The organism is Amycolatopsis camponoti (assembly GCF_902497555.1).
Lineage (GTDB): Bacteria > Actinomycetota > Actinomycetes > Mycobacteriales > Pseudonocardiaceae > Amycolatopsis > Amycolatopsis camponoti.
Map to the genome: position 1 here is coordinate 121852 of NZ_CABVGP010000002.1, position 25452 is coordinate 147303.

A 25452-nucleotide genomic window follows, 5' to 3' on the forward strand; every position below is an offset into this window, starting at 1 on the left:
TGGGGCCCGCTCACCGGGGTGATCGGAGTCACCGCGGGAGCCTTGAGGTACTTTTTACATCGTTGGAACAACGTTGTAAACCGGCAAATTGTCGCTATGCTTCGGCTCACCATCTGAGAAGGAGCCGCCCGTGACCGTGACGCTCAAAGACGTCGCCACGCTCGCCGGAGTGTCGGTGAAGACGGTGTCGAACGTGGTGAACGGCTACGCGTTCGTCAAGCCGGAGAACCGCCGGCGGGTGGAGGAAGCCCTGGCGGCGACCGGGTACCGGCCGAACGTGGGTGCGCGCAACCTGCGTCGCGGCCGCACGGGGTTCCTGGCGCTGATGGTGCCGGAGCTGTCGATCCCGTACTTCGGCGAGCTGGCGGGCCTGGTCATCACGGCGGCGCAGAAGCGCGGCTGGAGCGTCCTGATCGAGCAGACCCAGGGGACGCGGTCCCGGGAGCGGGAGACGCTGTTCTCGCTGGGCCCGCACCTGGTCGACGGGGCCCTGGTGCACCCGGAGGCCCTGGAGGCGGCGGACTTCCCGTCACCGGGCGAGATCCCGCTGGTGATGCTGGGCGAGCACGCGGTCGACGTGCCGATCGACCACGTGGCGATCGACAACGTCCTCGCGGCGCAGACGGCGGTGTCCCACCTGGCGTCTTTGGGGCGCACACGGATCGCGGCGATCGGACGCAATCCGGCCCGTGGGACGTCTTCCCAGCGTCTGGCCGGGTATCGAGCGGGACTTGCCGCGGCCGGTCTGTCCTATTCGGACGCACTGGTGGCACCGGCGGAGAAGTGGCACCGGTCGGTGGGAGCGGCGGCGATGCGGTCGTTGCTGGCGTCGTCATCGCCGCCGGACGCGGTGTTCTGCTTCAACGACCTGCTGGCGATCGGCGCGTTGCGGGCGGTGGCGGAGCTGGGGCTGCGGGTGCCGGAGGACGTGGCGATCGTGGGGTTCGACAACAACGAGGAGAGCGCGTTTTCGCTGCCGGCGTTGACGACGATCGCCCCGGACAAGACCGCGCTGGCCGAGGCGGCGATCGACCTGGTGCACCGGCGCATCACGGGGGACAAGACCTTGCCGGCGCAGGACATCCAGACGCCGTTCGCGTTGGAGATCCGGGAAAGCACCCAGGGCCGCTGAGCGTCAGCAGGGCGCGACTGCTCCGGTCGTGCCGACCGCGCACCAGCCGGGATGGGTCGCGAGCCAGGCGTCGCGTTCACGAGGTCACCAGGGCCGTTGGACCCGAGACGAACCGGCCGACTCGCGTACCCAGCCGGACGACACGCGTACCTGGGTGGACGACACGGCCTGGCTGTCTGCGGTGCGGCGTGTCGTCCGTTCCGGTACGCGTGTCGTCCGCGCGAGTACGCGTGTCGTCCTGCTGGGTACGTGGGCTAGCGCTTGGGCCAGTGCCAGGACGGGCGGTCCAGCCGACCCTGGCCCACCAGCTTTGTCTCGCCGTTTTCCTTCTCCAGTTCCAAAGTCCCGACGTCGGCGATTTCGGAGAGAGCGCGGATCAACGGCGAAGCGTGGGAAACCACCACCAGCTGGGTCTCCTTCGCCGCCGTGGCGATCAACGCCGCCAGGGCCGGGAGCAGGTCGGGGTGCAGGCTCGTCTCCGGCTCGTTCAGCACCAGCAGCTCCGGCGGCCGCGGCGTCAGCAGCGCCGCCACCCACAGCAGGAAGCGCAACGTCCCGTCCGACAGCTCCGCCGCCGACAGCGGGCGCAGCAACCCGTGCTGGTGGAACCGGACCGACAGCGAACCCTCCGTGGAAACCACCGAAAGCCGGGATCCCGGGAACGCCGCGTCCACGAGGGACGCCAGCTCCGCGGCCCGGCCCACCTCGATGATCGTCTGCAACGCCGCCGCCAGGTCCGCGCCGTCGTGGGACAGGACCGGCGTGCGCGTTCCGATGCGGGGCTCGCGGGCCGGGGCCGACGCGTCCGTGCGGAAGTGGTCGTAGAACCGCCACGAGCGGATGCGCTCGCGCACCACCAGCAGCTCCGGGCACGCGCGCGGGTCCGCGAACTCGCTCAGCATGCTGTCGGACAACCGGATCCGGTACGCGTCCGGATCCCACCCGCCCGACGCGACCCGCGTGCGCACCGACGGGCCCGCCCGGTCGGCCAGCAGTGAAGCCGGTTTCAAAAAGGGCCCCGTCCACACCGCTTCCCGCTTGAACTCCGGGTCCAGGTTGAACATCGTCTCGCCCGGCACCGGCAGCCCCAGGTCGAGCGCGTAGCCGAACTCGTCGCCGGCGAACCCCAGCCGCAGCCCGACCGCCTTCGTGCGCACCGTGCCCTGGACTCGCGCGCCCGGGCGCGCCCCGTTCTCCGGCCCCGCCCACAACGTCGACGGCAGTCCGCCTTCGCGGGCCAGCGCCGCCACCGCGCCGTTGCGTGACGCGTCCGCCAGCAGCCGCAGCGCGCGGTACAGGCTCGACTTGCCGCTGCCGTTCGGGCCCGTGACGACGGTCAGCCCGGACAGCGGCAGCACGAGGTCGCGCAGCGAACGGTAGTTCTCGACGGCCAGCGTGGTCAGCATGCCCCGAACCTAACCGTCACCCCCGACAGTTCGGATTCGTCCGATCTCTGTCCGGCGCAGCCGTTGACATCCGCGAACTCGACCAGCAAGAATCTGTCATCGTCGATCCTATAGGATCCACGGCTGGCTGAACCGGGCCGTGGTCCTCCGATGTCTGACGAAGTCCCCACCGACCTCGAAGGAGTGGTCATGGCAGCACGCGGCAGACGGGTCCTGGGTGCCCTCGCCGGACTGACGGTGATCGCCGGCCTGCTCACGGCCCCGGCGGCCCCCGTGGCGACAGCGGCCTCGGCGGCGGCGGAACCCCCGGCGCGGCCCGTCGCCCAGAAGCCGTACCTGGGCTGGAGCAGCTGGAGCCTGGAGTCGACGAACTACCCGGGCGTCAACCCGACCGGCCCGGCCAGCTGGCTCACCGAGCAGCACGTCCTGCAGCAGGCCGACGTCCTCGCCGCGAAGTTCAAGCAGCACGGCTACACCTACGTCAACATCGACGCCGGCTGGGCGAACTCCTTCGACCGCTACGCGCGCCCGGTCGTCAACCCCACGACGTTCCCGGACGGCATGAAGTACGTCGCCGACTACGTCCACAAGAAGGGCCTGAAGCTGGGCTCCTACCTGGCCGTGGGCCTGGACCTCAAGGCGTACAACGACGGCAACTCCCCGATCGCGGGCACCACGAACTGCCACACCAGGGACCTCGTCTACCCGGACCTGCGCAAGACCAACGGCTGGGACTCCGCCTACAAGATCGACTTCGCGAACCCGTGCGCCCAGTCCTACGTGGACTCGGTGGCGCAGCTGCTGGCCGGCTGGGGCGTCGACTTCCTCAAGCTCGACGGCGTCGGCCCCGGCTCCTTCAAGGGCGGCGAGAACTACACCAACACCACCGACGTCGAGGCGTGGCACCGGGCGATCGCCAAGACCGGCCGCCCGATGGAGTTCGTCATCTCCTGGGCGCTGAGCCACCGCCAGGCGGACGTCTGGAAGGCCAACACCAACGGCTGGCGGGTCGACACCGACGTCGAGTGCTACTGCGACACGCTCGTGACCTGGGACAACTCGGTCAAGCAGCGCTGGAACGACGTCGTGCAGTGGATCCCCGACGCCGGCCCCGGGCACTGGAACAACCTCGACTCGCTCGACGTCGGCAGCGGCAAGATGGACGGCCTCACCCCGGCCGAGCGCCAGAGCTACCTGACGCTCTGGGCGATCGAAGCCGCGCCGCTCTACATCGGCGACGACCTGACCCAGCTCGACGACTACGGTGTCGAGCTGCTCACCAACGACGAGGTCATCGCGCTCAACCAGGCCGGCGTCCCGGCCAAGCTCGTCAGCCAGACCACCGACCAGCAGGTCTGGTACAACCGCAACGCCGACGGCAGCTACACGGTCGCGCTGTTCAACCTCGCCGCGACGCCGGCTCGCGTCAGTGCCGACTTCGCGCAGCTCGGCATTTCCGGTCCGGTCGAAATCCGCGACCTCTGGGCGCACGACACCGTCAGTTCCGCATCGGCCGATCTGCCGGTGCACGGTTCGCGCCTGTTCAAGGTCACCCCGCGCGACCGCAACGCGCTGCAGGCGCCCGCTGTCGTGCACGGCACCGCGGCCACCGGCACCAGCGTCTCGCTCGCCTGGGACGCCTCGAAGGGCGCGCAGAGCTACGACGTCTTCGCCGGGACCAAGAAGGTCGCCACGACCGGCACCCCGAGCGTCACGGTCACCGGTCTCAAGCCCTCGACGAACTACGACTTCACCGTCGTCGCGAACCAGCGGTACGGGCGGCCCTCGGCCGCGAGCAAGAAGATCGGCGTGACCACACCCGCGGCGGACGGCCCGAAGTCCTACGAGGCCGAGAACGGCAGTCCCCAGGGCGGCGCGACGGTCTACGACTGCGCGTGCAGCAACGGCAAGAAGGTCGGCTACCTCGGCGGCAGCGGCTACGTCGTGCTGCCGACGGTCACGACGGCCAAGGACGGCACCTACCTGATGCAGCTGTCCTATGTGGACGGCGACTCCAGCCGCACCGGCATCGTCACGGTGAACGGGACGTCCTTCCCGCTGCCGGTCGCCGGGAGCAACGACAACGACTGGAACACGCCGCAGACGGTGACCGTCCCGGTGTACCTGCGGGCCGGCGCCAACACGATCCAGGTCGGCAACCAGGCCGGGTACGTTTACGATGTCGACAAGATCACCGTCTAGGGGCCGGGACGCGCCGGTCGCGTGGCTGCTCATCGCCCCCGCGCTCGCCGGGTTCGCCGTGTTCTTCGCCTACCCGACCCTGCGCGGGCTCTACCTCAGCTTCACCGAGTTCCACGTCCTCAGCGAGCCGCGCTGGATCGGCCTGGGCAACTTCCACGAACTGCTCCAAGACGCCGAGTTCTGGCACTCCCTGCTCGTGACGGTCTACTTCGTCGCGCTGTCGGTGGTCCTGGGCGTGCTGGTTTCGCTGGTGACGGCGGTGATCCTGCACCGGCTCGCGGTGTCGGCGACCGTCCGCGGGCTGATGATCCTGCCGTTCCTCATCTCCGGTGTGGTCACCGCGCTGGTGTGGTCGTGGATGCTCGACCCGCAGCTCGGCATCGTCAACATCCTGCTCACGAAGCTCACCGGCGAGCCGGTGCTGTTCTTCGGCTCGGGCGGCTGGGCGGTGCCGACGCTCGCCGGGCTCAACATCTGGAAGTCCATGGGCTACAACGCGGTGCTGATCTTCGCCGGGCTGCAGACCATTCCGTCCACGGTGTACGAAGCGGGCCGGATCGACGGCGCGAGCGAGCTGCAGATGTTCCGCCGGCTCACCGTCCCGCTGCTGCGGCCGATCCTGGTGATGGTCGTGGTGCTGACCGTGATCAGCTCGTTCCAGATCTTCGACATCGTGCAGGTGACCACCAAGGGTGGGCCGGCGAACGCGTCGAAGGTGCTGCAGATGTACATCTACGACAAGGCGTTCGGCCAGTTCGACTTCGGCTACGCCGCGACCATGTCGCTGGCCCTGTTCGTGCTGCTGGCCGCCGTCACGTTCGCCCAGCTCCGGATGGCTCGCGCCGGCGAGTCCGACACCAACTAGGAGGGACCGTGCGCCGGATCTCGCCGGGCCGGGTCGTCGCCTGGGCGTACCTCGTGCTCGTCCTGGTCGTCACGATCTTCCCGTTCTACTGGATCGTGCGGACCGCGCTGTCGAACAACTACGCGCTCGCGACGGACCCGTCGTCGCCGGGCCCGGTGGGCTTCACGCTGGGTGCGTTCGAACGCGCGCTCGGCCTGGCGACGCCCGCCGAAGCCGCCGCCCAGGGCGGGTCGGCGGCGTCGATCGACCTGTTGTCCGCGCTGCGGAACTCGATCGTCTACGCCGTGCTGCTCACCGTCTGCACGGTGTTCTTCTCCGCGCTGGCCGCGTTCGCGTTCTCGCGGCTGCGGTGGAAGGGCCGCGACGCCGTGTTCGCCGTCCTGCTGAGCGCGCTGATGGTGCCGCAGGTGCTGACGCTGCTGCCGAACTTCGTGCTGATCAAGGATCTCGGCCTGCTCAACAGCTTCGGCGGGATGATCCTGCCGACGGCCTTCTTCTCGGCTTTTAACATCTTCTTCCTGCGCCAGTTCATGCAGGGGCTCAGCACGGAGATCGAGGAGGCCGCGATCATCGACGGCGCCGGGCCGCTGCGCGTCTGCTTCCGGATCGTGCTCCCGATGAGCGCCGCCCCGATCGCGACGCTGGCGCTGCTGACGTTCATCAACACCTGGAACGACTACCTGTGGCCGTTGCTGGTCACCAACGACGACACCGTCCGCCCGCTGACCCTGGCGCTCGCGGTGTTCAAGCAGTCCTCGCCGCAGGCGGCGCTGGACTGGGCCGGCCTGATGGCCGCCACGCTCGTCGCCGCGCTGCCGATGCTGCTGCTGTTCGTGGTCTTCGGCCGCCGGCTCGTCAATTCCATCGGCTTCACGGGGGTGAAATGACCGATCTCCTGCTCTCCTGGCCCCGGCCGGCGATCGACTGGACCGAGGCGATGCCGGTCGGCAACGGCCGGCTCGGCGCGATGGTCTTCGGCGGCGCCGGCCGCACGCGGATCCAGGTCAACGACGCCACGATCTGGTCCGGTACCCCGGGCGGCCCGGCCGCCGCGCTGGCCGGGATCGACGCCGGACCGGACCGGCTCGCCGAGGTGCGCGAGGCCGTGTTCGCGAAGGACTTCCGGCGCGCCGAAGAACTCCTGATGACGTTCGAAGGCCCGTACAGCCAGGAGTTCCTGCCCTATGTGGACCTCTGGCTGACGCTGCCCGAAGGCACCTCGCACGGCCGGACCCTCAACCTGGACAACGGCGTCGCGACCGAACGGCTGACCATCGACGGCCACGACGTCGAACGGACGACCTGGGTGAGCCGTCCGGCTCAGGTCCTCTGCGTCGCGCTGTCCGGTCCGATCGACGTGGATGTCGATGTGTCGACACCGCTGCGGGAAGTCTCGCGCGACGGTCTCGACCTCGGCATCGAAATCCCGATCGACGGCGCACCACGGCACGAGCCGCGGGTCGAGGAGCCGCTGCGGTACGGCACCGCGGCCGGGTACGACCCGTTCGGTGCCGTCGCCGTTCGCGTGGCCCGGACCGACACGCAAGTCCTGATCGTCCTGGCCAGTTCGACCAGCGCGTACGACGCCTGGATCGGCGACCGGCAGCACACCCGGGACGAGCACCGGCGACGCGCGGCGGTCCTCGCCGAACGGGCCGCGGCGACCGGGATCGAGGCGTTGCGACAGGCGCACGAGGCCGACCTTCGCCCGCTCCTCAGCGCGTCTTCGCTGCGAATCGGCGACCGGCGAGGCGGCACCCACGACGTCGCCGAGCTGCTGTCCGGAAAGGACGAGCAGCTCACCGCCACCGTCCTGTTCCAGTACGGCCGCTACCTCCTGGCGAGCGCGTCCCGGCCCGGCGCGCCGCCGGCGAACCTGCAGGGCATCTGGAACGACGACCTCCGCCCGGCCTGGTCGTCGAACTACACGATCAACATCAACACCCAGATGAACTACTGGGCCGCCGAGACGACCGGGCTCGGCGAGTGCCACCTCCCGCTGTTCGACCTGCTCGGCAAGCTCGCGGTCACCGGCGCCGACGTCGCGCGCGAGCTGTACGGCACCCGTGGCTGGGTCACCCACCACAACGCGGACCCGTGGGGCTGGGCGCTGCCGGCCGGGATGGGGCACGGCAACCCGTCGTGGGCGATCTGGCAGCTGGGTGGCGCCTGGCTGGTCCAGCACGCCTGGGAGCACTACGACTTCACCCGCGACCGCGCCTTCCTCGAAAGGACGGCGTGGCCGTTGCTGCGCGGCTGTGCCGAGTTCTGTCTGGACTGGCTGGTCGAACGCGACGGCGTCCTCGAGACGTGTCCTTCGACGTCCCCGGAGAACCTGTTCCTCTCCGAGGCCGGGACGAAGGAGTCGCTGACCCACTCGGTGACCATGGACGTCGCGCTGATCCGCGCGGTGTTCGAGCGCGGTCTCGCCGCGATGGACGCCCTGGAGGTGCACGACCCGCTGTACGCCGAGATCGAGGCCGCCCTGCCGCGGTTGCGCCCCCTGCCCGTCCTGCCCGACGGCCGGCTGGGGGAGTGGGCCGACGACCTGCCCGAGGACGACTCGACGCACCGGCACATGTCCCACCTCGTCGCGCTGTACCCGCTCGGGCTGATCGACGCCGTCGCGACGCCCGGCCTCGCCGACGCGGCCCGGCGGGTCATGGAGCAGCGCGGGCCGGGGGCGATGGGCTGGTCGTGGGCCTGGAAGATCGCGCTGCGCGCCCGCCTCGGCGACGGCGAAACCGCCCGGAAGCTGCTGAGCGAAGCCACGCAACCGTTCACCGGCGACCGCCACCGCGACGCGCCGGTCGACGGCTCCGAGTGGGGCGGGCTGCTGCCCAACCTGTTCAGCACGCACCCGCCGTTCCAGATCGACGGCAACTACGGCTTCCCGGCCGGCCTCGCGGAACTGGTGCTGCAGAGCCAGAACGACGTGCTCTCGCTGCTGCCCGCCCTGCCCGCGGACTGGCTCGAAGGCGAGGCACGCGGGCTGCGCTGCCGCGGCGGGCTCGCGGCCGACCTCGAGTGGCGCGACGGCGAGCTGCGGTACGCCGTCGTGCGGCGGTTGTCCGGCGACCCGGCCGAGCCGATCCGGGTGCGCTACCGCGGCCGCGAGACCGAGCTGCGGCTGCGGACCGGCGAGTCGACCGTCCTGAAAGGACTGTGATGCTGACCGACCTCGGCCTCGAAGCGCTGTGGGAGTACCGCAGCGACTACGCGGCACCACCGGACTTCGACGAGTTCTGGACGTCGACGCTCGCCGAAGCCCGCGACCACGACCTCGCTGTGGCGCTGACGCCGGTCGGGACACCGTTGCGGACACTCGACGTGTTCGACGTGACGTTCGCCGGCTTCGGCGGCCATCCCCTCCGCGCTTGGCTCCGGCTTCCGCGCGGAGCGGAAGGGCCGCTGCCGGCGATCGTCCAGTTCCACGGCTACGGCGGCAGCCGGGGGAGTGCGCTGCAGGAGCTGACCTGGGCGTCCGCCGGGTACGCGCACCTGCAGGTCGACGTGCGTGGCCAGGGCGGGGTGACGCCCGACCCGGTGGGCAGCGGACCGGCGTACCCGGGCCACCTGACCCGCGGCATCGAGAGCCGCGAAACCTACGTCTACCGGCGGATCTTCACCGACGCGGCTCGCGCGGTCGATGCGGTCCGGACGCTCCCGGGCGTTGATCCGGCGCGGGTGGCGGTGCTCGGCAACAGCCAGGGCGGCGGCATCGCGCTCGCCACGGCCGGGCTCGTGCCGGACGTGGCGGCCCTGCACGCCCAGGCGCCGTTCCTCTGCGACTTCCGGCGCGCGAGCCTGGTCGGCGGCGAACGGCCCTACGTCGAACTGTCCCGGTACCTCGCCGAGCACCGGGACGCGGTCCCGCGGGTGTTCGAAGTGCTGTCCTACTTCGACGGTGTCGGCTTCGCCTCGCGCGCGACGGCGCCGGCCTGGTTCAGCGCCGGGCTGATGGACGGCATCGTGCCGCCGTCCACGGTGTTCGGCGCCTACCACGTCTACAAAGGACAGAAGCGGCTCGCTGCCTGGCCGTACAACGGCCACGAAGCCGGTGGCGCCGACGACGTCCAGGCCGTGCTCGAAGGATTCCGGCCCATCCTGCATCCCGACGGGAGTTGACATGAAGATTCGCACGATCGCGGCCACCGGACTGGTGGCGACGCTCGGAGCGCTGGTGGCCGCCTGCGGCGGCGGGCCGGCGAGCGGCAGCGGGACCACCGTGAACTGGTGGACCTGGGACGACAAGCAGGCCGCGGCCTACCAGACGTGTGCGTCGGCGTTCGAAAAGGCGAACCCCGGCACCACGGTGAAGATCACGCAGTACAACGTGGACGACTACTTCACCAAGCTGACCGCCGGGTTCGTCGGCGGCACCGCGCCGGACGCGTTCCAGAACAGCGTCCAGTACTTCCAGGCGTACGCGTCCCAGCACCAGCTGCTGCCGCTGGACGACCTGATCGCCCGCGACAAGTTCGACCTGAAGCGGTTCTCCGTCGGCGTCGACGCGTGGAAGTTCACCGACGGCAAGCAGTACGGCCTGCCCCTCGACTGGTCCGCGACCGGCCTGTTCTACAACACCGACGCGATCACGAAGGCCGGCTACACCCCGGCCGACATCGCCGGGCTGACCTGGAACCCCGACGACGGCGGGACGTTCGAGAAGGTGGCGGCTCACCTGTCCGTGGACAAGAACGGCGTCCGCGGCGACCAGCCCGGGTTCGACAAGGACCACGTCGCGACCTACGGCACCGGGCAGCTCGCTTCACGCGACTTCATCGGCGAGTCGACGTGGAGCTCGTTCGCGATGACCACGGGCTGGCGGATGGCCGACAAGCAGTCGTGGCCGACGACGTTCACCTACGCCGACCCGGTGTTCGCCAAGACGCTGAGCTGGGTGCGGTCGCTGGCCGACCGCGGGTTCGCGCCGAAGATCGGCACGTTCACCACCGGCGGCCAGGCGAGCATCAGCGACACCGACCTGCTCGGGTCGGGCAAGGTCGCGATGGAGACGGCGGGTTCGTGGACGGCGGGCACGTTCGCGAAGCTGCCCGGGGTGAAGGTCGGGATCGCGCCGACCGTGCTGGGGCCGTCCGGCCAGCGCGCGGTGCTGTCCAACTCGAACGGCGACAACGTCTGGGCCGGCACGAAGAACCCCGACCTGGCCTGGAAGTGGGTCTCGTACCTGGGATCGCCGGAGTGCCAGTCGGCGGCGGGCGCGTCCGGCACGTTCTTCCCGTCCATCCCGGCATCGATGGACGCGGCGACGTCGGCGATGAAGGGCCAGGGCGTCGACCTGTCGGTGTTCACGTCGATGCTGAAGGACGGCACGCTGGTCCCGGCGGTCGTCTACGGCAACGGCGCGGCCCTGCAGGACGCCGAGCGGCCGCTGTTCGAGGCGTACTTCGCCCACCAGCGCGACGGCGACGTGTTCGCCGAAATGGCGCAGAAGAGCCGGGACGTCCTGGGCAAGCAGTAGCCTGTGGTCACGACACGTGAGGGGAGTCATGGTGGAGGGTCGCCGCCTCGAAGCCCTGCCGGGCCGGCAGGTGCTGGCCGACGGCGTCTACGAGCAGATCCGGGCGCTGATCATGAACGACGGCATCGAGCCGGGCGCCCGGGTCAACATCGACGAGATCGCCCGCGAGCTGGGTGTGTCGGGTACGCCGGTGCGCGAAGCACTGGCCCGGCTGGAGTCCGAGGAACTGGTCAGCCGGCTCCCGTTGCGGGGCTACCGCGTGACGGAACTGCTGAACCGCAAGGAAGTCGACGACATGTACGCGCTGCGGCTGCTGCTGGAGCCGCCGTCGGCGGCGCTGGCGGCTTCCGCGATGTCGGATTCTTCCGTGGCCGCGCTGGAGGCGGAACTGGCCACGTGTCCTTCCGCGCCGGCCGAGGACGCGTACAGCGACTACAAGGCGTTGACGGCGCACGACGCGCGGCTGCACGAGCTGATCCTGCGCCTGGCGGGCAACGTGGCGGTCGAGCAGGCGTTCGCGCGGACCCACTGCCACCTGCACTTCTTCCGGCTGAACTACAACCAGCCGTTCGGGGAGCAGACGATCTCCGAGCACCGGGTGATCGTGGACGCGCTGGTGGCGGGAAACGCGGCGGGCGCCCGGAAGGCGATGACGGACCACCTCGAAGTGGCGCGGGACCGCCTCCTGTCGAGGCTTTGACGTGCGAAGGCCGCACCGGGCGTACCCGGTGCGGCCTCCCCCGACGACGTCACACGCTGATCACTTGACCGGCATCGTCACTTCGTAGATGCGGTGCTGCTGGGCGGCCGCCGCGCGGAAGCCGTTGGCCCACAGGGATTCCACCTGGGCCGACTCCTCCGAGTTCGGGTTCGCGTTGGTGCACGACGGGCCGGGGCCGCCGCCGGACATCAGCTCCGAGCACGGGCCTTCGTAGTGGTCCGGCAGGCCCAGCGCGTGGCCCGTCTCGTGGGCCGTGATGCGCGTCTGGTCGTACTGCTCGGCCTGCGTGTAGTCGATGAAGATCGTGCCGCTGCCGTGGCCGTCCGTCTGGGCGTACGAGCCCTGCGGGTCGTTGCCCTCCGTGTAGTGCAGCGTGGCACCCGAGGAGCTTTCCTGGAGCTTGACGTTCGACACCGCCGCGTTCCAGTTCGCCGCGCCCGCGTTGATCTGTGCGCGGAAGGTGGGGGCGTCCGAGGTGTCGTAGTAGACGATCGTGGCCGCCGCCGGGGCAGCCGGGGCCGCGAAGGCCGGGGCGGCGGTCAGCGGGGTCGCGATCATCGCCAGCGCGACGGCGGCGCCGGGCAGCAGGTACTTCCGGGACATCGGGACGACTCCTTGCCGTGGGGAATTTGCCGGGTTTGCGCGCGCTGGGTGTCGAACTTACGTAATCGCCCGGCTCTTGTGACCCGACTTTCGTACTGCGCTGCGAACGGTGATTTACCAACCATTTCGTCTGGTTGACATGCACGGCAGCGCATACGAGGATGCCCCGCCCGGGGTCAGCCGACGGGGTCCGCCAGCGGGATCTCGCCCTCGCTGAGCCACGAGCCGCGCCACGCCAAGTCGTCCCTGATCAGCGGTTTTCCGCAGGCGTCGCACTTCTCGCCCGGCCGGGTCAGCTCGCCGCAGGAGCAGTGGACGAGCTGCATCGGGCCGTACGCGTTTTCCGACGACGTGTGGGCGTCACCCCACGCGCCGAGCGCGTGCAGTACCGGCAACGCGTCCGAGCCGGCCTTCGTGAGGCGGTACTCGTACCGCGTCCGGCCGCCGTCGCGGTAGGGGAGCTTCGTCAGCAGCCCGCGCTCGACCAGCTTGGCCAGCCGCGTCGTCAGCACGTTGTCGGCGATGCCGAGCTGGGTGCGGAAGTCCTCGAACCGGGTGGTGCCCGCCGTCGCGTTGCGCAGGATCAGCAACGTCCACGGCTCGGCGAGGACGTCGGCGGCGCGGGCGATGGGGCAGGACGCGTCCTCCCAGGTGATGCGGCGGCTCATGACTGTGATCCCTCCTACCTGACTTGCTCCCGGCAAGTCTACGTCGTACAGTCGGCCGTAGCTAGCTTGCAACGAGCAAGCCAGGTGCGAGAGGGGCTCGTCATGGAGATCACGGGTGCGGTGGCGCTGGTCACCGGAGCCAACCGGGGGCTCGGCCGGCGGTTCGCCGCCGCTCTCCTGGAGCGTGGTGCGGCCAAGGTCTACGCCGCCGCGCGCAATCCGGAGTCGATCGACCTGCCGGGGGTCGTTCCGCTGAAGCTCGACGTCACCGATCCCGAGTCGATCCGGGAAGCCGCCGCGCGGGCGGGCGACGTCACGCTGCTGGTCAACAACGCCGGCTCGTCGACCGGGGCGTCGCTGCTCGGCGGCTCGCTCGACGACATCAAGCTGGAGATGGACACGCACTACTTCGGCACGCTCGCCGTCACGCGCGAGTTCGCGCCGATCCTCGAGCGCAACGGCGGGGGCGCGGTCCTCAACGTCCTGTCGGTGCTGTCCTGGTTCACCGCGCCCCAGGTCGCGGCGTACTCCGCGGCGAAGTCGGCGGCCTGGTCGCTGACCAACGCGCTGCGCCTGGAGCTGGCGGCGCAGAAGACGCAGGTGACCGCGCTGCACGTCGGGTACATGGACACCGACATGGCCAAGCACGTCGACGGCCCGAAGATCGACCCGGCCCTCGTCGCCGGGCTCGCCCTCGACGGCGTCCAGCAGGGTCGTTTCGAGGTGCTCGCCGACGACCTCAGCAAGAACGTGCGGGCCGGGCTGTCGGGTGACCTCCCGGGGCTGTACCCCGCTCTCGCCTGACCGGCGTTTTTGTCAATTCCCGACAATTCCGGGGTTCTCCGGGACCCCGGAATACGGTCGTCGCCACGGCGGGCGTATGAATGGCGGGGTGCCGGAGAACGTCGAAGCCGGAAACGGCCGAACGAGGAACCGCTGGGGCGAAGGCGAACGGTTGCGCGGGGAGATCCTCGCGGCGGCCGGGCGGTTGCTGGCCGAGCTCGGCGGCGAGGACGGGCTGACGATCCGCGGCGTGGCGCGCGCGGTCGGCATCGCCCCGGCCAGCATCTACCAGCATTTTTCCGATCGTGCGGAATTGGTGCGCGGGCTGCTCGACCACGAATACGTGCGGCTGGCGGAATCGATGCGCGCGGCGGAGGAGACGCTCGGGGAAACCGACGTCGTCGGCCGCGTCCGGGCGCAGATTCACGCGTACTGCACGTTCGCCATGGAGAACCCCGGGCATTACCGGCTGATGCTCGCGAACGGTGCCTCCCGCGCCGAGCCCGGTGGTCAGGCGGAAGGCCCGCTGCTGGACGTGATCGACCGCTTGACGGCGGGTTTCGAGCGTTGCGTCGAGGCCGGTCACGGGCTGCGGGTCACCCCGGGCCGGGCGGCGGCGGTGGTGTTCGTCGGGGCGCACGGGCGGGTCGCGCTGTTCCACAGCGTGCTGAACCGGACGGGCGCCGAGCTGGTGGAGCCGTTCGTGGACGAGTTGGTGTCGTTGGTGTTCGCCTGACCCTCGGCTCGGGGCGAATGCGCCGGATGGTGGAGCCCGGTGGCGAAGCACCGGAAAGATGCTTAGCATAGCTATGTAAATTTCCGGCGGCTCCGGGAGGTATCCGGTGGACGGTGTGCCCGCGTTTCCGATGACCCGGGGGTGTCCCTTCGACCCGCCCGCCGAACTCGGCGAACTGCCGCCGGTTTCCCGTGTGCGGCTGTGGAACGGCAGCACGCCGTGGCTGGTCACGCGCTACGACGACGTCCGCGCCGTCCTGCGCGACTCGCGGATCAGCGCCGACTCCGACCGGCCCGGCTACCCGCACCAGAGCGCGGCTTCCGCGGCCCGGCGCAAGCGCGCGAAGTCGTTCATCACCATGGACGGCGCCGAGCACGCGGCGCAGCGGCGCCTGCTCACCGGCGACTTCCTCGTCAAGAAGATGGAGGCGCTGCGGCCCGCGATCCAGCGGATCGTCGACGGCCTGATCGACGAGCTGCTGGCCGGCCCCAAGCCCGTCGACCTCGTGACGGCGTTCGCGCTGCCGCTGCCGTCGCTGGTGATCTGCGAGCTGCTCGGCGTGCCCTACGACGACCGCGAGCTGTTCCAGGACATCACGAAGGTCATGGTGTCGAGGACGGCGACACCGTCGGAAGCGGTCGAGGCCACCGAAGAACTGCTGGCGTACCTCGGCGGGCTGGTGGAGCGGAAGGCGTCGGCCCCGGGTGACGACGTGCTCAGCAAGCTGGCGGTCACGCAGTACGCGACCGGCCGGATGACCGCCGAAGACGTCGCGTCGATGGGTCAGCTGCTGCTGGTGGCGGGCCACGAGACGACGGCGAACATGATCGCCCTCGGCACGGTCGCGCTGCTGGAGCACCCGGACCAGCTGGCGCTCGTGCGCGCCGGCGACGCGGACGTGCACCGGCGCGCGACCGAGGAGTTGTTGCGCTACCTGAACATCACGCACACCGGCCGCCGCCGGGTGGCGGTCGAGGACATCGAAATCGGCGGCGAGGTGATCCACGCGGGCGAGGGCGTCATCGCGGCGGGCGACGTCGCCAACCGTGACGGCGCGGTGTTCGCGGAGCCGGACCGCCTGGACGTGACGCGCGAGGCCCGCCACCACGTCGCGTTCGGGTACGGCGTGCACCAGTGCCTCGGGCAGACGCTGGCGCGGGTGGAGCTGCAGGTGGTCTACGGGACGCTGTTCCGGCGCATCCCGGATCTGCGGCTCGCGGTTCCGATCGAGGAGCTGGCCTTCAAGGACGACATGCTGGTGTACGGGGTGCACTGCCTGCCGGTCACGTGGTGACGGGCTAGCCGAAGACCATCCGGTGACCCTGAGCGGGACAGCGGGTTCCGGGCCGGCGGCTTCGCGACGTCATCACACCGTCCGCCGCAGGGCGTCGAGGTCCTCGGTCAGCCGGGCCCGGAGGAACCGCGCCCGGTCCGCGTCATCGTCCTTGCGCGGCACCATCTCCACCAGCATGATCAGGTCGAGGTAGACCCGGTACAGCCCGAGCCGCGCCCACGCCGGCATGCCGAACTCCGCCGGGCCGCCGCCCGCGCGGTAGCCGTCGAGCAGCTCGCGGTCCGGGTCGCCGAACAGCGTCAGCGAGACGAACTCCGCCATCGGGTCGCCCCAGAACGCCCGCTCGGCGTCGATGATGCCGGACACCCGGCCGCCGTCGAGGAGGATGTTGCCCCGCCACAGGTCGAAGTGCACCAGCACCGGCGTGGTGACCAGCTCGAGGAGCGGCTCGTGCCGGCGCACGAGGTGGGCGATCTCGGCGGCCGGCCGCGGCAGCTGCACCCCGTGGGTGACGGCGTCCGCGAGCACCGCGTCGGCCATCGCCGTGAACGCCACCGGCCACGTCGGACGCAACGGGTCCTGGAGGTAGCCGAACCCGTCGCCGGTCGTCTTGTGCAGGCCGGCGACGATCCCGCCCAGTTCGGTCCGCAGCCGCGGGCCGGCGTCGGGCACCTGGGACCAGGGCACGCCCGGCAGCTCCGTCATCAGCAGGAACCCGGGCCCGGCCCCGACCACCGACGGCAGGGGCCCGGAAACCCGGCGGTAGTACTCGGCTTCGGTGGCCAGGAGGTCGTGCTCGTAGGACAGTCCCGGCGCGACCGGCGCGAGCTTGAGCACCAGCCGCCGCCCGTCGGCGAGAGCCAGCCGGATCGCCGTGTTGTAGGTGCCGCCGCCGATGTCTTCGCTCGCCACCACCGAAGCCGGGTCGATGCCCGCCGCGGCCAGAGCCTCTTCCGTGCGCACGACGGCGAGTCTGCCACTAGGCGCCCGCTTTCTCCCGCGCGTCGGCGAGGTCCTCGGGGGTCGGCGCGTCGTCCTGGGTCAGTGCGCGCCGCCAGTAGCCGGTGAACTCGATGGCCTCCTTCGCGAGCCCCCGGTCCACGAGGTGGCGGCGCAGCGCCCGCACCGTCCCCGCTTCACCGGCGAGCCAGGCGGCCGACCCGGGGGTGAGCGCAGCCCCGCGCACCGCTTCCAGCAGGCGGCTGCCGTGCGGCGCGCCGTCGCGGTGCAGCCAATGGACTTCGCCGGGCAGCGGCTGCTCCTCCGCCGCATCCGGGACCTCCACGAACACCACCGCGTTGTCCACTTCGGACAGCAGGGTGGCGATGGCGGGCAGCGCGGTCTCGTCCCCTGCCAGCAGCACCGTGTCCGCTTCGGGCACGGGACGGCGGTAGGCCGCGTCCGGCCCGTAGCGGCCGAGGACGGCGCCGGGCGACGCCGTCCGGGCCCACGCCGTCGCCGGGCCGTCGGTTCCCCCGGCGTGCAGCACGAAGTCGACGTCGATCGTCGCGCCGTCCCGGCCGCGCACGGTGTAGCTGCGCATCACCGGGCGCTCGTCTTCGGGGATCGCCAGGAACGCCTGGTACCACCGCAGCACGTCGTCGTCGTCCGAGGGCAGCCGCACCGGACGGCCGGGCGGGGGGAACAGGAGCTTGAGCTGCTGGTCCGGCCACGCTTCGAGCGTGTCCAACCCGGCGCCGGTGAAGGTGACGCGGACGGTGCGCGGGGTCGGCCGCCGCACCCCCGTCACTTCGAGCAGCCCGGCCGGGTTCACGGCTTGCCCAGGTATTCACGCAGGTGGCGGGCGGTGAGCGTCGACGCGTCGGCCACCAAAGAGGCCGGTGTGCCCTCGAAGACGACGCGGCCGCCGTCGTGCCCGGCGCCGGGGCCGAGGTCGATCAGCCAGTCGGCGTGGGCCATCACGGCCTGGTGGTGCTCGATGACGATCACCGTGTTGCCCGCGTCGACGATCCGGTCGAGCAACGCCAGCAGCTGGTCGACGTCGGCGAGGTGCAGCCCGGTCGTCGGCTCGTCGAGGATGTAGGTCGAGCCCTTTTCGGCCATCCGGATCGCCAGCTTGAGCCGCTGCCGCTCGCCGCCGGAGAGCGTGGTCAGCGGCTGCCCCAGCGTCAGGTAGCCGAGGCCGACGTCGGCGAGGCGGTCGAGCACCCGCCGCGCGGTGCCGGTGGGGAAGAACTCGCGCGCCTCGGCGACGGACATACCCAGGACCTCGCCGATGTTCTTGCCGCGCAGCAGGTGCGTCAGCACCTTGGCCGTGAACCGCCGGCCCTCGCACTCCTCGCAGACCGACGCGACGCCGGCCATCATCGCCAGGTCGGTGTAGATGACCCCGAGGCCCTTGCAGTGCGGGCAGGCGCCCTCGGAGTTGGCGCTGAACAGGCTCGCCTTGACGCCGTTGGCCTTGGCGAACGCCGTGCGGATCGGGTCGAGCAGGCCGGTGTAGGTCGCCGGGTTGGACCGCCGGGACCCGCGGATCGCCGACTGGTCGACCACGACGACGTCGTCGCGACCCGCCAGGGAACCGTGGATCAGCGACGACTTCCCGGAGCCGGCCACGCCGGTGACCACGGTCAGCACGCCGAGCGGGACGTCCACGCTGACGTCGCGCAGGTTGTGCAGCTTCGCGCCGGTGATGGTCAGGTGCCCGGACGGCTGACGCGTCTCGGAGCGCAGGGTGACGCGGTGGTCGAGGTGGCGGCCGGTGAGCGTGCCGGACGCGCGCAGGCCGTCGACGCTGCCGGTGTAGCAGAGCCGGCCGCCGTCGGTGCCCGCGCCGGGGCCGAGGTCGACGACGTGGTCGGCGATCCGGATCGTCTCCGGCTTGTGCTCGACGACCAGGATCGTGTTCCCCTTGTCCCGCAAGCACAACAGGAGATTGTTCATCCGCTCGATGTCGTGCGGGTGCAGCCCGACGGTCGGCTCGTCGAAGACGTACGTGACGTCGGTGAGGCTGGATCCCAGGTGTCGCACCATCTTCACGCGCTGCGCCTCGCCGCCCGAGAGCGTCGCGGACTCGCGGTCGAGGGAGAGGTAGCCGAGGCCGATCTCGACGAGGGAGTCGAGCGTGTCGCGCAGGGTGCCCAGCAGCGGCCGGATCGACGGCGCGTCGAGGTTCCGGATGAACTCCGCCAGGTCGCTGATCTGCAGGGCGGCGCAGTCGGCGATGTTCTTGCCGTCGATCTTCGCCGAGAGCGCGGCCGGGTTCAGCCGGGCGCCGCCGCACGCGTCGCAGGTCTTGAACGTCGCGGCCTTCTCGATGAACGCGCGCAGCCGCGGCTGCAGCGACTCGGTGTCCTTCTGCAGGTAGAGCCGCCGGACCTTCACCGCGAGGCCCTCGTAGGTGATGTTGGTCTTGCCGACCTTCACCTTGCACGGGCCCTTGTGCAGCAGGTCGTCGAGCTGTTCGGGGGTGAAGTCGCGGATCTTGGCGTCCGGGTCGAAGAAGCCGCACGAGAGGTAGGTCTGCACGTACCAGTTGTCCGGCGTGAAGCCGGGCACGAGGATCGCGCCGTCGTGCAGGGACCTGTCGGAGTCGAGCAGGGCGTCGACGTCGAGGTCGGACACCCGGCCGAGACCCTCGCAGGCCGGGCACATGCCCTCGGGCAGGTTGAAGCTGAACGCGCCGGACGTGCCGACGTGCGGCTCGCCGAGCCGCGAGAAGGCGATCCGCAGCATCGCGTAGGCGTCGGTCGCGGTGCCGACCGTGGAGCGCGAGTTGGCGCCCATCCGCTCCTGGTCGACGACGATGGCCGCGCTGAGGTTCTCCAGCAGGTCGACGTCCGGGCGCGAGAGGCTCGGCATGAACGACTGGAGGAAGGCGCTGTAGGTCTCGTTGATCAGCCGCTGGGACTCGGCCGCGATGGTGCCGAAGACCAGGGACGACTTGCCGGAGCCGGACACGCCCGTGAACACCGTGAGCCGGCGCTTCGGGATGTCCAGGTCGATGCCGGTGAGGTTGTTCTCCCGGGCTCCCCGGACCTCGATCACGTCGTGGGTGTCGGCGGCCCGCCTGGGTGAGGTCATACCGTCCTTCTCGATAGTTTAGGCTGTAAAGTGATTGTTCAGCGTACATTACTTTAGGGTGTAAGGAGTCGGCAAGGTGGTCGTCTTCGCGGGTCAGGGCGACGCCCGGCGGTCCATGGAGCTGCTGTGGGGGCCGCGCGTGGTCGCGCCGCGCACGGGCCCGGGGCCCAAGCCGGGGCTGTCCGTCGAGGCGATCGTCGCGGCGGCGATCGACATCGCCGACGCCGAGGGCATGGCGTCGCTGTCGATGCGTTCGGTGGGGGAGCGGCTCGGCCGCACGGCGATGGCGCTCTACACGTACGTCCCGGGCAAGACCGAGCTGGTCGACCTGATGTACGACCGGACGCTGGGGGAGTTGCCCTCATCGTTTCCGTCGTCCGACGGGTGGCGCCCGGCGGCTTCGGCTTTGGCCGACGCGCTGTGGGACCTGCACCTGCGCCACCCGTGGCTGCTGCAGGTCTCCCCGGCGCGCCCGGTGCTCGGGCCGGGGGAGTTCCACGTGCAGGAGACGCTGCTGTCGGTGCTGGCGGCCACGGAGTTGCCGCTCGCGCGGGTTCGGTGGGTGGTGTCGGCGCTGTTCAACGTCGTGCGCGGCTCGGTCCAGGCGGCGGCGGAGTCCCGGCAGGCGGCGCGCGAGACCGGACTGTCCGAAGAGGACTGGTGGGGCGCGCGATCGGCGTTGCTGGGGGAGCTGGTGCCGGACTTGACCGCGCGGTTCCCGACGGTGGCGAAGCTGGGTGCGTCGGTCGAGGCGGTGTCGTCCGATGAGCCTTATTTGGAGCGCGAGGCGCGGCTGTCGTTCGAAGCGGGCGTGGAGTTGTTGCTGGACGGCGTCGAAGCGGCGATCGTCAAGGCTTCCGGGCTTCGATGAGGAACCGCGTGGTGTGCGCGACGAAGGGGCCGTCGCGCTCGATCAGCTCGTGCAGCTCTTCGAGTCGCGAGTGGTACTGCTCGACCGTGAACCCCGGGACCATCCAGATCACCTTGCGCAGGAAGTAGACCACCGCGCCGATGTCGAAGAACTCGGTCCTCAGCGACTCCGACCGTAGATCGACCACCTCCAAGCCCGCGCCGGCAGCGGCCGCCACGGCTCGGTCCGGGTGGCGGCTTTCGCGGGCCTCGGATGGTTGCGGGCCCAGGAAGAACTCGACCAGCTCGAACACGCTCGCCGGGCCGACCTGCTGCGAGAAGTAGCTGCCGCCGGGACGCAGCACGCGAGCGATCCCGGCCCAATCAGTCGTCACCGGATGACGGCTGGAGACGAGGTCGAACACGTCGTCCCCGAAGGGGAGGTCGTCGGTGGCCACGACCACGACCCCGCGTGGGCGCAAGCGAGCCGAAGCGCGCGCGACGTTCGGCGGCCACGACTCGGTCGCCGCCATCAAGGGCGGCAACGAAGGACAGCCGTCCAGGACTTCACCGCCGCCGGTCTCGACGTCCAGCGCCGCCTCGACCCTGGCGAGCCGTGAACCCAGCAGGCGTTGGTAACCCCAGGACGGCCGCTGTTCGGTGGCGCGGCCGTCGAGCCAGGAGAAGTCCCAGCCGTCCACCGAAACCGCTTCGGCTTCGGAGACCAGCGCGTCGAACTTCGACTGCCGCACCGGCGGCGGAGGTACCGGCTTGGCCAGCGCGACGGCTTCGAACTCCACCACCACCGGGCCGCGCCGGGTCTCCACCGTGCACGTCGTCGAGTCGCGGGCCACCAGGTTGCCGAGCGCGTCGGTGAACCCGCCCTCGATCCGGTAGCGCACCACGACCCGCGTGCCGAGCGGCAGGTCCCGCAGCAGCTTCACAGCCGCGCGCTCAGCTCGTCGTCGGACGGTTCGACCAGGAAGCTGCCGTCGTCCCACACGATCGTGGGAATCCGGCGCGCGCCGTCCTGCAGCTCGCGGACCCGGGCTTCGGCCGCCGCGTCCGCCTCGACGTCCACATAGGAATACTCGACGCCCTCCCGGTCGAGCAGCGCGCGGCTGCGCTTCACGTCCGGGCACCAGGAAGCGCCGTACACGGTCAAACTCACGAAACAACCTCCGAAACAGCGTCGGGAACGGGTGCAGGGTGCCCCAGCTCGGTCAACCACCCGCGGAACACGCGGTGCAGTGCCTCCGCCCCGACGACCTCGCCGAGCGGCGGCAGCTCCCGCGGGTGCACCACGAAGCCGCGCTGCTGCGGCCCGCCCAGTCCCCCGTGCGAGCCGACGTGGGTCTCGAACGGGGAGGCCTGGTCGGACTCCGGGTCGTAGCGGCTGTTGATCATCACGTCCGCGCAGTGCGGGAACGTGTCGACGCGGCGGATCAGGTCCGCCGCGTGCGGGCCGTACGGCAGCAGCGGGTCCTCGCCGATCACCACGCCCGTCGCCAGCCGGTGCAGGCCGTCGCGGCCCAGGACCACCGGGCCGAACTCGCGGCTGCGGACCAGCAGGAACCCGACCCCGGGGTGATCCACGAGTGACGGCAGCAGGTCGGGGAACTCGCGCTCGATCGTCTCCAGCTCGACGCGGCCCTCGTGCTCGGTGAACGACACCATCGCCACGTGCCCGGACACCACCGCCACCACACCCGGCGCCACGCGGGTCACCGCGCCCGGCGAACCGGACGTCGTGCGCGGCCGGTCGTCGGCGCACTCCGCGTTCTCCACCCGGGCGCGCAGCCGGCGCGCGATCAGGCCGCCGCTCCTCGTCGCCTCCGCCAGCGCCGCGTTGATCTGCCAGCTCTCGGCCTGCCGCCGCTTCCCGGCGGACGCCGACGGCGAACCGCCGCACAGCCGTCCGACGTACGCCTCGATCGTCTCGCCGAACCGTTGTGAGAACGCCTGTCCTTGCGTCTGGCCGTGGTCCGACAGCGCGACGACGTGGTAGCGGCGCGGGGCGAGCCGCGAAGCCCGGTGCAGCCGCGCGATCTGCTGGTCGATCGAGCGCAGCACCGCCAGCGTGTCGAACCGCTCGATGCCGGAGTGGTGCGCGACCTCGTCGTAGCCGAGGAAGTCCGCGTACACCACCGGGCGCCCGGCCAGCATGTCGCCGAGGATGGCCGACACGACGACATCGCGCGCGATCACCGTCGTGCCCGGCCGCGCGAGCGGGTACCAGCCGCCGCGCGGGACCCGCGGCACGACGCCCGCGCGGCGCTGGCGCACCGACGCGCTGATCTCGCGGAAGACGTCGGCGAGCGCGACGACGAACGTGCGCAGCGCGTTGATCGGGTTCGCGAAGTAGGCGTAGTAGCCCGCGCCGAGGCGGTCGCGGCGGCGGTGGCGCAGGGTCTTCGGCACCAGCACGGGGATCGAGCTCATGGTGAGGCTGACGTGGTCGGCGTCGCCGGAGAACAGGTTCCCGTGGCTCGCCCCGCCGCCGGAGAGCAGGCCCTTCCCGTCCGAGTGACGCCGTTCGATCTCGGCCGCGTCGGTCGGGTGCGCGCACGCCATCACGTGGTCGCGATCCTTTTCGTACCAGCGGAAACCGAGGATGTCGTGGTTGGAGCCGTGCAGGATGCCGCAGACGCTCGCGCCGGTCTGCGAGCTCCAGTCGGTGTGCCACGGCGTCAGCGTGTGGCTGCCTTCGGCGAGCCAGGCGGCGAACGTCGGCATGTCGCCGTCGCGGATCGCGCGGCGGACGGTGTCGTGGCCGAGACCGTCGATCTGCAGGAACAGCACGCCGGGCGGCTGTTCGCCGGCGCCGGGCGCGGGCGTGTGCCGGCGGCGGCGGTTGGCGCGCCGGAAGAAGATCTCGTCCTCGTCGATGGCCAGCACGGCCGAGATGAGCGCGCCGACCCCGGCCATGGCCACGGTGACGATCACCGCCGTCCGGAAGCCGTCGAGCTCGACGCCCGGCACGGTCCCGAACACGGCGAGCGTCCCGGCGCCGAGCAGCAGGAAGCCGAAGAGGCCGAAGGTGAAGAAGGCCAGCGGGTAGGCGATGCGCATGACCAGCGGCCAAACGACGCCGGCGAGCAGCCCGAGCAGCAGCGCGCACACCGTCGGCTGCCACCAGTGCGTCATCCGGAAGCCGGGCAGGAGGACGTCGAGCAGGCGCAGCGCTCCGGTCACCGCGGCCCACACCAGCAGGACGCGGGCGACGGCCCGGCCACCCCGCAGCAGCCTGCCCTTCGGCGCGGACGTCGTCACACTCGCTCCTTGGTCTTGCGCCGCCACTTCGCGACCAGGTTCGCCAGCACGGTGACCAGCAGGACCAGCACCGTCGCCAGCACGGTCGCGATGATCGGCGAGTCGAAGATGCCTCCGCTGACGATGCCGAGCAAGCTGTACGCGCTCGCCCACAGCACGCACGCGACGAGCGCGGCGGGCAGCAGGCGCCGCCACGGGTAGCCCAGCGCGGCGGCGGCCAGCAGCACCGGGATCCGGCCGGCCGGGACGAGCCTGCCGATCACGACGAGCTGCCAGCCGCGGCGGGCGAACTGGTCACGGGCCTTCTCCAGCCGTTCGGCGGGCTGGCGGCGGCTGATCCAGCGGAACGCGGCTTCGCTGCCGAAGCGCGGGATCCCGAACGTCACGACGTCGCCGACGTACGCGCCCAGCGTGGCCACGACGATGACCAGCGGCAGGGACAGGTGGCCGGTGGTGGTCGCGACGGCGGCCGCGGCGCCGACCACCGCGCCGGTGGGCACGATCGGGATGATCGAGCCGAGCAGCACGCCGCCGAACAGCGCCGGGTACCCGATGGCGGCCGGGTCGGTCCAGTTCACGCGCGGTCCTCGCGAGCGGGGAGCACGACGTCGGCGCCGGGCTCGGTGAACAGGACTTCGGTGGCGACGCCCTGGTTGCGCACCTCGGCGGCGAACACCCGGGGCGGGTCGGCGAGCAGCCTCCGCATCCGCGCGGTGCGTTTCAGCCCGGGCACGGCGAGCGTGCCCCAGTGCACGGGCACGACGGCGCGGGCTTGGACGATCCCGGCGGCTGTCGCGGCGCGGGCCGGGTCCAGGTGACCCGGCCCGAGGTTCGGCCCCCAGCCCCAGACGGGCAGCAGGGCGACGTCCACCGGGCCGAAGTCCGCCATTTCGTCGAAGAGGTCGGTGTCGCCCGCGTGGTAGATCTTCGTGTCCCCGGTGCGGATCAGGTGCCCGATCGCCGGGCTCTGCGGACCGTGGGTGAGCCGCGGGCCCCAGCGGTGCCCGGAGTGGACGGCCTTCGTCGCGGTGATTTCCAGCGCGCCCTCGGTGAGGGTCTCGCCCGGCGCGATCTCCTCGACGTTCGCGAAGCCCTTCTTGGCGAGCCAGGCCCCGGCCCCGCGCGGGACGACGATGCGGGTGCGCCGGCCGAGCAGCTCGAGGGACGGCAGGTGCAGGTGGTCGCCGTGCAGATGCGAGAGGAGGACGAGGTCGACGTCTTCGTAGGTCTCACGGGCCGGCACCGGCACGACGCGGGTCAGGCCCCCGACGCGCGCGGTGAGCACGGGATCGGTCAGCACCACCCGGCCGCCGAGGTCGATCCGGACCGTCGAATGGCCGAGGAAACGCAGGTTGAAGCCGCTCACGCTGTCGAGTATCGCCCCCTCCCCG

At 71.0% G+C, this 25452-nt stretch carries 23 protein-coding genes and 1 pseudogene; 12 read left to right on the top strand and 12 right to left on the bottom strand.

Annotation, left to right across the window (positions count from 1 at the left end; translation table 11 throughout):
• Window positions 1-130: 130 nt before the first annotated feature.
• Entirely contained in the window at window positions 131-1132 is a 1002-nt protein-coding gene (locus AA23TX_RS21355) for a LacI family DNA-binding transcriptional regulator (protein ID WP_155544649.1), read from the top strand.
• 254 nt (window positions 1133-1386) lie between these two features.
• On the opposite strand, the gene AA23TX_RS21360 is transcribed toward AA23TX_RS21355, so the two are convergent.
• A complete protein-coding gene (locus AA23TX_RS21360) occupies window positions 1387-2538 on the bottom strand; it encodes an AAA family ATPase (protein ID WP_155544650.1) in 1152 nt (383 codons plus the stop codon).
• Between the two features lie 189 nt (window positions 2539-2727).
• Here AA23TX_RS21360 and AA23TX_RS21365 point away from each other — a divergent pair, with 189 nt between their 5' ends.
• Genes AA23TX_RS21365 through AA23TX_RS21395 form a run of 7 tightly spaced genes read left to right on the top strand, consistent with a single transcriptional unit; the run spans window position 2728 to window position 11790 of the window.
• Window positions 2728-4740, top strand: a complete 2013-nt coding sequence (locus AA23TX_RS21365; protein ID WP_155544651.1) for a fibronectin type III domain-containing protein — start codon at window positions 2728-2730, stop codon at window positions 4738-4740.
• Window positions 4718-5605 (top strand): carbohydrate ABC transporter permease, encoded by an 888-nt coding sequence (locus AA23TX_RS21370; protein ID WP_155544652.1) that lies wholly within the window; start codon window positions 4718-4720, stop codon window positions 5603-5605. Before AA23TX_RS21365 ends, AA23TX_RS21370 begins: the two co-directional genes overlap by 23 nt.
• Window positions 5606-5613: 8 nt before the next feature.
• Entirely contained in the window at window positions 5614-6492 is an 879-nt protein-coding gene (locus AA23TX_RS21375) for a carbohydrate ABC transporter permease (RefSeq protein ID WP_155544653.1), read from the top strand.
• Window positions 6489-8774 (top strand): glycosyl hydrolase family 95 catalytic domain-containing protein, encoded by a 2286-nt coding sequence (locus tag AA23TX_RS21380; RefSeq protein WP_155544654.1) that lies wholly within the window; start codon window positions 6489-6491, stop codon window positions 8772-8774. The genes AA23TX_RS21375 and AA23TX_RS21380 overlap by 4 nt, the downstream gene beginning before the upstream one ends.
• Window positions 8774-9733 carry an acetylxylan esterase gene (locus tag AA23TX_RS21385; protein ID WP_155544655.1) on the top strand — a complete coding sequence of 320 codons (960 nt, stop codon included), beginning with the start codon at window positions 8774-8776 and terminating at the stop codon, window positions 9731-9733. Before AA23TX_RS21380 ends, AA23TX_RS21385 begins: the two co-directional genes overlap by 1 nt.
• A 1-nt stretch (window position 9734) precedes the next feature.
• Window positions 9735-11090, top strand: coding sequence for an ABC transporter substrate-binding protein (locus tag AA23TX_RS21390; RefSeq protein ID WP_155544656.1), 1356 nt, complete (start codon window positions 9735-9737; stop codon window positions 11088-11090).
• 28 nt (window positions 11091-11118) lie between these two features.
• Complete coding sequence (locus tag AA23TX_RS21395; protein WP_155544657.1) at window positions 11119-11790, top strand: GntR family transcriptional regulator; 672 nt, start codon at window positions 11119-11121, stop codon at window positions 11788-11790.
• Window positions 11791-11850: 60 nt separating this feature from the next.
• Here the strand turns inward: AA23TX_RS21395 and AA23TX_RS21400 are convergent, their stop codons facing one another.
• Together AA23TX_RS21400 and AA23TX_RS21405 are read right to left on the bottom strand one after the other, a co-directional pair.
• Window positions 11851-12414: a snapalysin family zinc-dependent metalloprotease gene (locus AA23TX_RS21400; protein WP_155544658.1), complete on the bottom strand. Its 564-nt coding sequence runs from the start codon at window positions 12412-12414 to the stop codon at window positions 11851-11853.
• Between the two features lie 176 nt (window positions 12415-12590).
• On the bottom strand, window positions 12591-13082 hold the full coding sequence (locus AA23TX_RS21405) for a winged helix-turn-helix transcriptional regulator (protein WP_155544659.1): 492 nt from the start codon (window positions 13080-13082) through the stop codon (window positions 12591-12593).
• Window positions 13083-13184: 102 nt separating this feature from the next.
• Here AA23TX_RS21405 and AA23TX_RS21410 point away from each other — a divergent pair, with 102 nt between their 5' ends.
• From AA23TX_RS21410 to AA23TX_RS21420, 3 genes are all read left to right on the top strand, one after another.
• A complete protein-coding gene (locus AA23TX_RS21410; RefSeq protein ID WP_155544660.1) occupies window positions 13185-13886 on the top strand; it encodes an SDR family oxidoreductase in 702 nt (233 codons plus the stop codon).
• 151 nt (window positions 13887-14037) lie between these two features.
• Window positions 14038-14601, top strand: coding sequence for a WHG domain-containing protein (locus AA23TX_RS21415; RefSeq protein WP_155547207.1), 564 nt, complete (start codon window positions 14038-14040; stop codon window positions 14599-14601).
• Window positions 14602-14731: 130 nt separating this feature from the next.
• Window positions 14732-15895 (top strand): cytochrome P450, encoded by a 1164-nt coding sequence (locus tag AA23TX_RS21420; RefSeq protein WP_155547208.1) that lies wholly within the window; start codon window positions 14732-14734, stop codon window positions 15893-15895.
• Window positions 15896-15967: 72 nt separating this feature from the next.
• Here the strand turns inward: AA23TX_RS21420 and AA23TX_RS21425 are convergent, their stop codons facing one another.
• The 3 genes from AA23TX_RS21425 to AA23TX_RS21435 are packed head-to-tail and all read right to left on the bottom strand — an operon-like array spanning window position 15968 to window position 19939.
• Window positions 15968-16858 carry a phosphotransferase family protein gene (locus AA23TX_RS21425; protein ID WP_230862646.1) on the bottom strand — a complete coding sequence of 297 codons (891 nt, stop codon included), beginning with the start codon at window positions 16856-16858 and terminating at the stop codon, window positions 15968-15970.
• A 16-nt stretch (window positions 16859-16874) separates the two neighbouring features.
• Window positions 16875-17669, bottom strand: coding sequence for a siderophore-interacting protein (locus AA23TX_RS21430; RefSeq protein ID WP_155544661.1), 795 nt, complete (start codon window positions 17667-17669; stop codon window positions 16875-16877).
• Window positions 17666-19939, bottom strand: coding sequence for an ATP-binding cassette domain-containing protein (locus tag AA23TX_RS21435; protein WP_155544662.1), 2274 nt, complete (start codon window positions 19937-19939; stop codon window positions 17666-17668). The genes AA23TX_RS21430 and AA23TX_RS21435 overlap by 4 nt, the downstream gene beginning before the upstream one ends.
• A 76-nt stretch (window positions 19940-20015) precedes the next feature.
• On the opposite strand from AA23TX_RS21435, the gene AA23TX_RS21440 reads away from it, so the two are divergent.
• The gene (locus AA23TX_RS21440) at window positions 20016-20810 is read left to right on the top strand and encodes a TetR/AcrR family transcriptional regulator (protein ID WP_155544663.1); all 795 of its coding nucleotides are present in this window, start codon (window positions 20016-20018) and stop codon (window positions 20808-20810) included.
• Here AA23TX_RS21440 and AA23TX_RS21445 read toward each other — a convergent pair.
• The 6 genes and pseudogenes from AA23TX_RS21445 to AA23TX_RS21465 form a co-directional block, all read right to left on the bottom strand.
• Window positions 20788-21540 (bottom strand): methyltransferase domain-containing protein, encoded by a 753-nt coding sequence (locus AA23TX_RS21445; RefSeq protein ID WP_155547210.1) that lies wholly within the window; start codon window positions 21538-21540, stop codon window positions 20788-20790. The two genes, AA23TX_RS21440 and AA23TX_RS21445, sit on opposite strands and share 23 nt — an antisense overlap.
• A pseudogene (locus tag AA23TX_RS50235) lies at window positions 21529-21732 on the bottom strand (putative acetyltransferase); the annotation flags it as partial. The gene AA23TX_RS21445 and the pseudogene AA23TX_RS50235, both read right to left, overlap by 12 nt.
• Entirely contained in the window at window positions 21729-21959 is a 231-nt protein-coding gene (locus tag AA23TX_RS21450; RefSeq protein ID WP_155544664.1) for a glutaredoxin domain-containing protein, read from the bottom strand. The pseudogene AA23TX_RS50235 and the gene AA23TX_RS21450, both read right to left, overlap by 4 nt.
• Window positions 21956-24061: a phage holin family protein gene (locus AA23TX_RS21455; protein WP_155544665.1), complete on the bottom strand. Its 2106-nt coding sequence runs from the start codon at window positions 24059-24061 to the stop codon at window positions 21956-21958. The genes AA23TX_RS21450 and AA23TX_RS21455 overlap by 4 nt, the downstream gene beginning before the upstream one ends.
• Window positions 24058-24639, bottom strand: a complete 582-nt coding sequence (locus AA23TX_RS21460) for a DedA family protein (protein ID WP_155544666.1) — start codon at window positions 24637-24639, stop codon at window positions 24058-24060. Before AA23TX_RS21460 ends, AA23TX_RS21455 begins: the two co-directional genes overlap by 4 nt.
• On the bottom strand, window positions 24636-25427 hold the full coding sequence (locus tag AA23TX_RS21465) for an MBL fold metallo-hydrolase (RefSeq protein WP_155544667.1): 792 nt from the start codon (window positions 25425-25427) through the stop codon (window positions 24636-24638). The genes AA23TX_RS21460 and AA23TX_RS21465 overlap by 4 nt, the downstream gene beginning before the upstream one ends.
• Between the last annotated feature and the right edge of the window lie 25 nt (window positions 25428-25452).

What these genes read in the sequence shown, in the direction of transcription:
- AA23TX_RS21390 (WP_155544656.1), top strand. Translation starts at nt 9,735, where the DNA reads ATGAAGATTCGCACGATCGCGGCCACCGGACTGGTGGCGACGCTCGGA.
- AA23TX_RS21400 (WP_155544658.1), bottom strand. Translation starts at nt 12,414, where the DNA reads ATGTCCCGGAAGTACCTGCTGCCCGGCGCCGCCGTCGCGCTGGCGATG.
- AA23TX_RS21380 (WP_155544654.1), top strand. Translation starts at nt 6,489, where the DNA reads ATGACCGATCTCCTGCTCTCCTGGCCCCGGCCGGCGATCGACTGGACC.
- AA23TX_RS21385 (WP_155544655.1), top strand. Translation starts at nt 8,774, where the DNA reads ATGCTGACCGACCTCGGCCTCGAAGCGCTGTGGGAGTACCGCAGCGAC.
- AA23TX_RS21410 (WP_155544660.1), top strand. Translation starts at nt 13,185, where the DNA reads ATGGAGATCACGGGTGCGGTGGCGCTGGTCACCGGAGCCAACCGGGGG.
- AA23TX_RS21435 (WP_155544662.1), bottom strand. Translation starts at nt 19,939, where the DNA reads ATGACCTCACCCAGGCGGGCCGCCGACACCCACGACGTGATCGAGGTC.
- AA23TX_RS21370 (WP_155544652.1), top strand. Translation starts at nt 4,718, where the DNA reads ATGTCGACAAGATCACCGTCTAGGGGCCGGGACGCGCCGGTCGCGTGG.
- AA23TX_RS21395 (WP_155544657.1), top strand. Translation starts at nt 11,119, where the DNA reads ATGGTGGAGGGTCGCCGCCTCGAAGCCCTGCCGGGCCGGCAGGTGCTG.
- AA23TX_RS21405 (WP_155544659.1), bottom strand. Translation starts at nt 13,082, where the DNA reads ATGAGCCGCCGCATCACCTGGGAGGACGCGTCCTGCCCCATCGCCCGC.
- AA23TX_RS21360 (WP_155544650.1), bottom strand. Translation starts at nt 2,538, where the DNA reads ATGCTGACCACGCTGGCCGTCGAGAACTACCGTTCGCTGCGCGACCTC.
- AA23TX_RS21365 (WP_155544651.1), top strand. Translation starts at nt 2,728, where the DNA reads ATGGCAGCACGCGGCAGACGGGTCCTGGGTGCCCTCGCCGGACTGACG.
- AA23TX_RS21420 (WP_155547208.1), top strand. Translation starts at nt 14,732, where the DNA reads ATGACCCGGGGGTGTCCCTTCGACCCGCCCGCCGAACTCGGCGAACTG.